At 34.6% G+C, this 7,340-nt stretch carries 5 protein-coding genes; 2 read left to right on the forward strand and 3 right to left on the reverse strand.

The features are described from left to right. Positions 1-16: 16 nt before the first annotated feature. Entirely contained in the window at positions 17-646 is a 630-nt protein-coding gene (locus COD11_RS20170) for a hypothetical protein (RefSeq protein ID WP_098798666.1), read from the forward strand. On the opposite strand, the gene COD11_RS20175 is transcribed toward COD11_RS20170, so the two are convergent. Beyond that, the gene (locus COD11_RS20175; RefSeq protein WP_098798667.1) at positions 629-4,201 is read right to left on the reverse strand and encodes a CheR family methyltransferase; all 3,573 of its coding nucleotides are present in this window, start codon (positions 4,199-4,201) and stop codon (positions 629-631) included. The genes COD11_RS20170 and COD11_RS20175 overlap by 18 nt on opposite strands. Positions 4,202-4,496: 295 nt before the next feature. Between COD11_RS20175 and COD11_RS20180 the strand changes: the two genes are divergently transcribed. Continuing rightward, positions 4,497-4,796: a 4a-hydroxytetrahydrobiopterin dehydratase gene (locus COD11_RS20180; RefSeq protein WP_098798668.1), complete on the forward strand. Its 300-nt coding sequence runs from the start codon at positions 4,497-4,499 to the stop codon at positions 4,794-4,796. Positions 4,797-4,873: 77 nt separating this feature from the next. On the opposite strand, the gene COD11_RS20185 is transcribed toward COD11_RS20180, so the two are convergent. Both COD11_RS20185 and COD11_RS20190 read right to left on the reverse strand, forming a co-directional pair. Continuing rightward, entirely contained in the window at positions 4,874-6,613 is a 1,740-nt protein-coding gene (locus COD11_RS20185; RefSeq protein WP_255301658.1) for an ATP-binding protein, read from the reverse strand. A 7-nt stretch (positions 6,614-6,620) separates the two neighbouring features. Next, positions 6,621-6,899 (reverse strand): hypothetical protein, encoded by a 279-nt coding sequence (locus COD11_RS20190; protein WP_098798670.1) that lies wholly within the window; start codon positions 6,897-6,899, stop codon positions 6,621-6,623. Positions 6,900-7,340: the final 441 nt, after the last annotated feature.

Below are 7,340 nucleotides of genomic sequence, written 5' to 3' on the forward strand. Positions count from 1 at the left end.
AAGGTGTGGTGTGCAAATGTACGCTCTTGAAAACGTACCTGTACCTGTTTTTATTTTAAATTCACAGCTTGATGTGATCGATTCCTCTTTAATGTCACATCAAATTTTCTCTAAATCGAAAAACTTCCTTGATCTTGTTGATCAAGAAAGCCGAAACAAAGTCCAATATTTCCTATCCACAAAGGAGAAGGAAAAATTTGAAGCTAATATGATCACAATTGGAAATTCATTAGAATTATTCGAATTACACATTAAACAAAATCATGAAGGGTTACTGTATGTGGTAAGTATTCCTTTAAGGGAAAATCTAAAAAAAGTCAGCCACCAGGTTAATATGCTTCGAGAACAATTAACAGTGACTGACCAAAATCAACTAGAACAGCATCATCGAAAAGAAATTATTTCATTGTTTCAGCCGTTTCTAACAGATTCAGATATATATAATTTAATAAGTTCATCTGATAATATGAAGGACCTTCCAAGGAAGCTTGAGAAAATACAGGATTTACTCAGCCTCCTTCGCCCCGATATCATTGAAAGTGGCAAAAGTGCTCACTATGAAGTTATTATTGATGAATTAAATGAGCTGCGCTCTTCGATAGATTTTTATTTAACTTTAATGCCTCTATTAGACCGCTTCGACTGAGTTAGATAAAGGTAACGTAATTTCAACTGTTGTGCCTTTATCTAATTCACTTGAAAAGACGATTTTCCCATTATGACTCTCAATAATCTTAAAGCTCACCATTAAACCTAAACCTGTTCCTTTTTCCTTTGTTGTGTAGAAAGGCTGTCCCATTTTTTCAAGTTGTTCCTTTGGAATACCTTTTCCTTTATCTTCAAAGCGGATAAGTACCTCTCCACTATCCAGTTTACGTGTTTCAATCTTTAAATTTCCTGGTCGTCCTTCCATCGATTCAATTCCATTTTTCACAATATTAATAAAAACCTGCTTTAACTCATTTTCAATTCCTTGGATGGTAAAAATAAATGGATCATTATATGTTTCGATTGTAACGTCATTAAGAATGGCTTGAGTTCCCCATATTTTTGAAACATCTTGAATGATTTTATTAATATTTACATCCTGAAAAGCCGCTGTCTTTGGTCGGGATAGGACTAAAAATTCATTAATGATCTCTTCTAGCCTGATAAACTCAGTCATCATTACTTCAGCGTATTCCTTACGATATGTGTTGGTTTGGATCATTAGCTGTAGGAAGCCTCTTAAAGAAGTGAGAGGATTTCTTATTTCATGCGCAATGCCAGCTGCCAACTGTCCAATTGCTGACAGCATTTCAGATTTAATTAGCATTTGCTCTGAGCTTTTTCTATTTGTTACATCTTCTCCAACTCGTAAAATCTGAACAACATCATGATCGTCATTTTCTACAGGTATTAATGCGAGATTTTCCCAATATTGTTTTCCATCGCGAGCTGTATAGGATATTTCACCAGACCACTTTTCACCAGCACGCACCTTTTTCCAATGAGAATCAAAATCACTATCAATATAATATTCTGCATAGATATCTTTTAACTTACGTCCGATTAAATCCTTAACCTCTAACCCAAGTTGTTCTGCAAATTTACTATTCGCATACTCTATTTTCCCTTGGAAGTCTGTAAATACTGTATTTGCCGGACTAAGCTCAATAGCTTGCATACTTAATTGAAGCTCTCGGTTTACCTTCTTAATTTTTGTGATATCAATAAATGTCATCACAATACCATCCACGATATTGTCACTAGTGCGGTAAGGCATGATTTTGACACTATACCACTTTCCATCTTTCGCAGGTAAATCTTTTATTATTGAATTTGTTGTCATTAACACATCTTGGATTTCATCCATTAATGTATCACATTCTAGTCGATGTGATATATGAAAAATCGGACGTCCAATATCACGATCAATCACATGGAAAAGTTTCATAACTTCAGGAGTATAAAGCTTAATATTTAATTTCTTATCTAAGAAAATGGTTGCGATATTGGTGTTAATTAACAAGTTGTCCATATCATTGTTAAGGTCAGTAAGTTCAATAATTTTCTTTTCATACTGAGAATTAACTGTAATTAATTCTTCATTAACGGATTGCATTTCTTCATTTGTACTTTGAAGTTCTTCATTTGCAGCAATTAATTCTTCATTCGTTGACTGAAGCTCTTCATTTGATGTTTCTAATTCTTCAATTGTTGTCTGAAGACTTTGCTTCGTATAGTAAAGCTCCTGCTCTAAGTCAAAAATCCTTTGATTATAGGCAGAATCCTGATCAAATGTCATAGAATCAGCTTTAATTATTGTAGTAGAGTCAGGCATATGGTCTTTTATAAATAATGCAACATAGCCCTTTCTTACATTTTCTAAAGGTTTAACAACTAATTTTACCTGTTTGCTTTCATTTTTGTTGATTAAAAGATTCTTATATTTAATTTCTCTTAATTCCTCACGAACCTTTTTTATGGCTGTTCCAATGGCAACAGATAGGTTTGTTGGAACCATATTAAAAATATTATAATTAACTTTTCCCTTTGGCAGGTTTAAATATTCCCCTGCATTCCCGGAAGAAAGAATCACTTCATTATGCTCATTAATGACAATACACGGAGGTAACAAATCGTCCATAAGTGAATAATAGAGTTCATCAGGATGTTGAAACCTGTTTGTGTCACGTAAATGTTCCGTACCCCTTCTCTCACTATCTCCAGAAACCTCTTTAGGCGCTAGTAATGCTTGGGAAAAATGTTGGTTATCAGAAACCTGATTACTAAAAACTTTCCACTTGCTATTAACAGAGGAGAAAAGATTTGAGAGTTTGCCGATTGTTTCACTTGGACCTAAAAATAAATAGCCCTTCTCCTTTAGTGCAAAGTGAAACAATGACAACACTCTTTGCTGTAGCTCCGTTTGAAAATAAATCATGACATTTCTACAACTTATCATATCTAAATTAACAAATGGAGAATCCTTCGTCATATTATGAGGTGCAAATACAATTTTTTGCCTAATTTCTCTTTTTACCTGATAATCGCTGCCTTGTTTATCAAAGTACTTAATTAGCAGATGTTTTGGGATCATTGATACGATTTGCTCCGAATAGCAGCCCTGACTTGCGAATTTAACAGCATCACGGTCAATGTCTGTTGCGAACACTTGCAAATCCATATCACTTTCTCGTTTTTCTAGCTCTTCATTAAATAAAATAGCTAAAGAATATGCTTCTTGACCTGATGAGCATCCTGCTACCCATATTCTCATTTTATTTCGGCCACGCTGTAAGTTCTCATCAACCATTGATGGAATAAGTGTCTGCTGCATATAGTAAAAAGCATCAGTATCCCTAAAAAAGTGAGTCACACCAATAAGTAAATCTTCTTGAAGATAACGAATCTCCCTAGGGTTTGCCAGCAAATAGTTTTTATAGTCTTCAAGATTAAGGAATGATTCTTCCAATAAACTCATTCTACGTTCAATTCGTCGGATAACAGTGTTTTTCTTATACATGGTAAAATCAATACCACTTTTTTTATGAATCATCATTAACACTTGTTTTAATGTTGTTTCTTTAAACTCCACGGGCTTTGTTTCTATATAATTTTGAATATGCTCAGGCATCACTGAAGGATTAATGATATAGTCTCCAACACCTGATTTGATTGCGCTTTCGGGCATATCCATATACTTTGCCGTTTCATTTTGAACAATGCAAAGTCCGTTTCTTTCATGAATATCGTTTAACCCTTTTGTTCCATCTGTCCCTTTACCAGACAAGATCACACCAATTGCTTTCTTTTTTGCATATAAAGAAATAGATGTTAAGAACGCATCTATAGGATAATTCACTACTTGACTTTCATGATATGTCTCTAAATGTATTCGCCCTTGATTATTTATTGTAATATAGTGATTAGGTGGGCATAAATAGACAGTTTTAGGATTAACCTGCAGTCCTTGCTTTGCCACCAAAACTTTCATATTAGTATATTTTACAAGTAGTTCCGGCATAAAGCTTTTATACTTAGAAGATAAATGTTGAACAACAACAAATGCTGCATCTATGTTAGATTTCATATTTTGGAAAAATTGCTCAATGGCTTCAAGACCTCCAGCTGAGGCTCCAATTCCTACAACATAAGGTGTATCAAGATCACCCTTTTCATGTTCCTTTTCTAATTGCCCATTTGATGCATTTGACATGTAGTATCCTCCTTAAACAATTCCCTATAAACCATTCGACAACAATAAATTGATATCCTGTTAATTAACAAATAAAAAAACTTAATTAAGTTAAATTAATTTCATAATTTAGTACTTTACCACTTTATCATTCTACTATCATAACAGTTATAGAGGGTAGGATATACATTTATGTATTTCCATTTCCTTTTTCTATCTATATTATACTACGACCAAATATCTAGTTATATCTACTAGAAGGGATTGTCATATGTTTAGAGAAAATAGTATTACATGATGAAAAGGAGGTGTGGACTTGAGGCAATTGACAGACCATGAAATTGAGGAACTGCTTTCTTCATTACCTAAATGGAAGCTAAAAAATCAGCGTTCTATAGTTAGAAAATATGTATTTAAGGATTATCTAGCCGGAATAGATTTTGTTTCAAAGGTAGGACATCTCGCTGAGGAAGCAAATCATCACCCTTTTATTGAAATTCAGTATAAAGCTGTTTTTATCACCTATACATCCTGGACTGCCAGAGGTTTGACAAAATTAGATTTCGAATTAGCGCATAAAATTGATCAGTTATTTAGTGATACCCCTTCAACTTAGATTTTTAAGTACTCCTTATGAAAGAACTCCGAAAAGAATGAGAAAATAAAAAAGGAGCGGGGTTCCGCTCCTTTTCTTTATTCTAAAGGTAATAATATTTTAACTGTTGTTCCTTTACCAAGTTCACTAGTAAAAAAGATTTTCCCCTTATGATTTTGGATGATTCTATAGCTTATCATCAGCCCAAGTCCACTACCCTTTTCCTTATTAGAATAAAAAGGCTCTCCAAGCGTAGGAATTCGTTCCTGTGAAATGCCTACACCTTCATCAGCCACAGCAATATATAAATATTGTTCATCCTCTATCCCAATCTCAATATGAATCATGCCGCCTTTTGGCATTGATTCGATTGCATTACTTATTAGATTTTGAAAAACAAGCTTAACTTGATTTAAATCACAGGGTATAGATTGGCTAGCATGACATTTGATACAAAATGTAATATTAAGCATTCTGCTTAATTCCTCATTTGTACGTAAAACCTCTTGAAGAAGGTCTATAATGTTATTTTGTTCACGCTTAGTTCCAAGATGAGAGTTTGCAAGAATAAGAATTTCGTTCACAAACTCTTCCATCTGTAAAAGCTCAGTCAAAATCAATTCCTTGTATGGATAGGAATAGCCATCTTTTAGCTGCATAAACCCTTTTATACTGGTCAAAGGGTTTCGGATTTCATGAGCAATACTCGCTGCTAATTGCCCGACCGCTGTTAGCTTATCCGATTTTCTCATGATATCTTGATTTTGTTTCTTCTCAGTAATATCCTCAGCGACTCCTGCAATTCGATAAACATGACCTTTTTGATTATATATGGGTACAATTTGGTTCCTCACCCAACGAATTGTGCCGTCCGTGTGAGTTAATCTATAATCAAACTCTACTCTTTCATGTATATTCATAAATCTTTCTAAAGTATATTCACGATCATCCGGATGAATGGACCTTTCCCAGAGAGTATCATCCAAATTATATTCTTCACCTGTTCTTCCTGAGATTTCTTGCCATGCAGAACTCATATATAGTAGCTGTTTCTCTTGAATATCAAATATCCAAAAGGCTTCTTTAATGTTATTAGCGATTTGCTCGAATCTTTCTTGAGTTTCCTTTAACTTTTTCTTAGCAATTCGACGTTCCAGTTCATTGCCAACCCACTGTGCCATCAACTGGAGAAATTCTATGTCTGAATTAGATATTGCACGAAACTGCTGATGATCATCATAAAAGCAAAATGTACCGTAAAATTGCTCATGAACAAATATAGGTGCACCAACATATTCTCTTATCATCGATTGATTATGGAGTGGCACAGACTGACTTATATGAACCGGTGTTAAACGTTCTTTAACCATCCAAGCACATGTTTGTTCTAGAGAAATAACTTCTCCAACATTTACCATTTCAGTTGAATGAGTTGTTTGAATTACCTCATAATTATCTCCCATTATTCTTGAAACATTTCCATCCGATAGCTGGAAGCGTTCACAACCTAAACTTAATAACTTCTTTAATTTCTGCTCAAAGCTTAGCTCTTTATTGCTTGTTATTTCGTATAAACATCTAATAGATTGTTCACTCATTGTTCTTTCAATAATGTCTGATCTTAACTCAATTTCTGCCTTTACCCAATAACTCAAATCTATTAATTTATTAAGTTCATCTTCGCTAATCGATCTTGGTTTTTCATCAATAATACATAAAGAACCAAGTATATTGTTTTGTTTTGTCATAATTGGTACACCCGCATAGAAACGGATTTGATGTTCTTTTACTAATTGATTATGTTTAAAGCGGTGGTCTTCCAGTGCATCTTCAATCACCAATGGCTTACCATCTAATACAACATACTGACAGAAGGCAGCCTCTCTTTTCTGTTGAGCGTTCTTCTAAAAGGCTTCCAGTGAGACCAACGCATGATTCAAACCATTGCTTGTCCTCGGTTAATAAGGTTATTAATGAAACAGGAACTTGAAAGATCCTGCTGGCTAACCTTGTAATGCGATCAAATGACTCTTCATTTGGAGTATTGATGAGGTTCAGTTTATATAATTCTGTTAATCTCCTCTTTTCTCTTTCTAAAGAAGAGGAGCTAACGCCTTCAAACATTTCCTCCAGCTTAAAAATAGAAATCACTCCAAGCGTTTTTTTCAATTATATCATATGGGATTATTTGGCGGAACAATAGTTCGTATTTTTTAATAGTAGAGTTTATTATAATTTGAACCAATGTGTGTTTTCGAGATACCTAGTGTTAGAGTACCTATAGGGTGTGATATTCAGAAGTTCATGCGTTTTTCGATAGGTGATTCGAGTATTAACACCAGCTCCAATCTGGATTCCCTTATATCGAGACTCTTTGCTGATCATTTCTCCCGGATCGGTCCCGATTCTCTCTGTATCGAGACACTTCTTTCTGACCGAGGACCCTTTCTGTCCCGATTCCCCCTGTATCGGGACACATCTTTCTGCTGGAGGACCCTTTCTGTCCCGATTCCCCCTGTATCGGGACACATCTTTCTGCTGGAAGAGATTAAGTCCGTATAATTG

This window comes from Bacillus sp. AFS040349 (assembly GCF_002577655.1).
Lineage (GTDB): Bacteria > Bacillota > Bacilli > Bacillales > Bacillaceae > Metabacillus.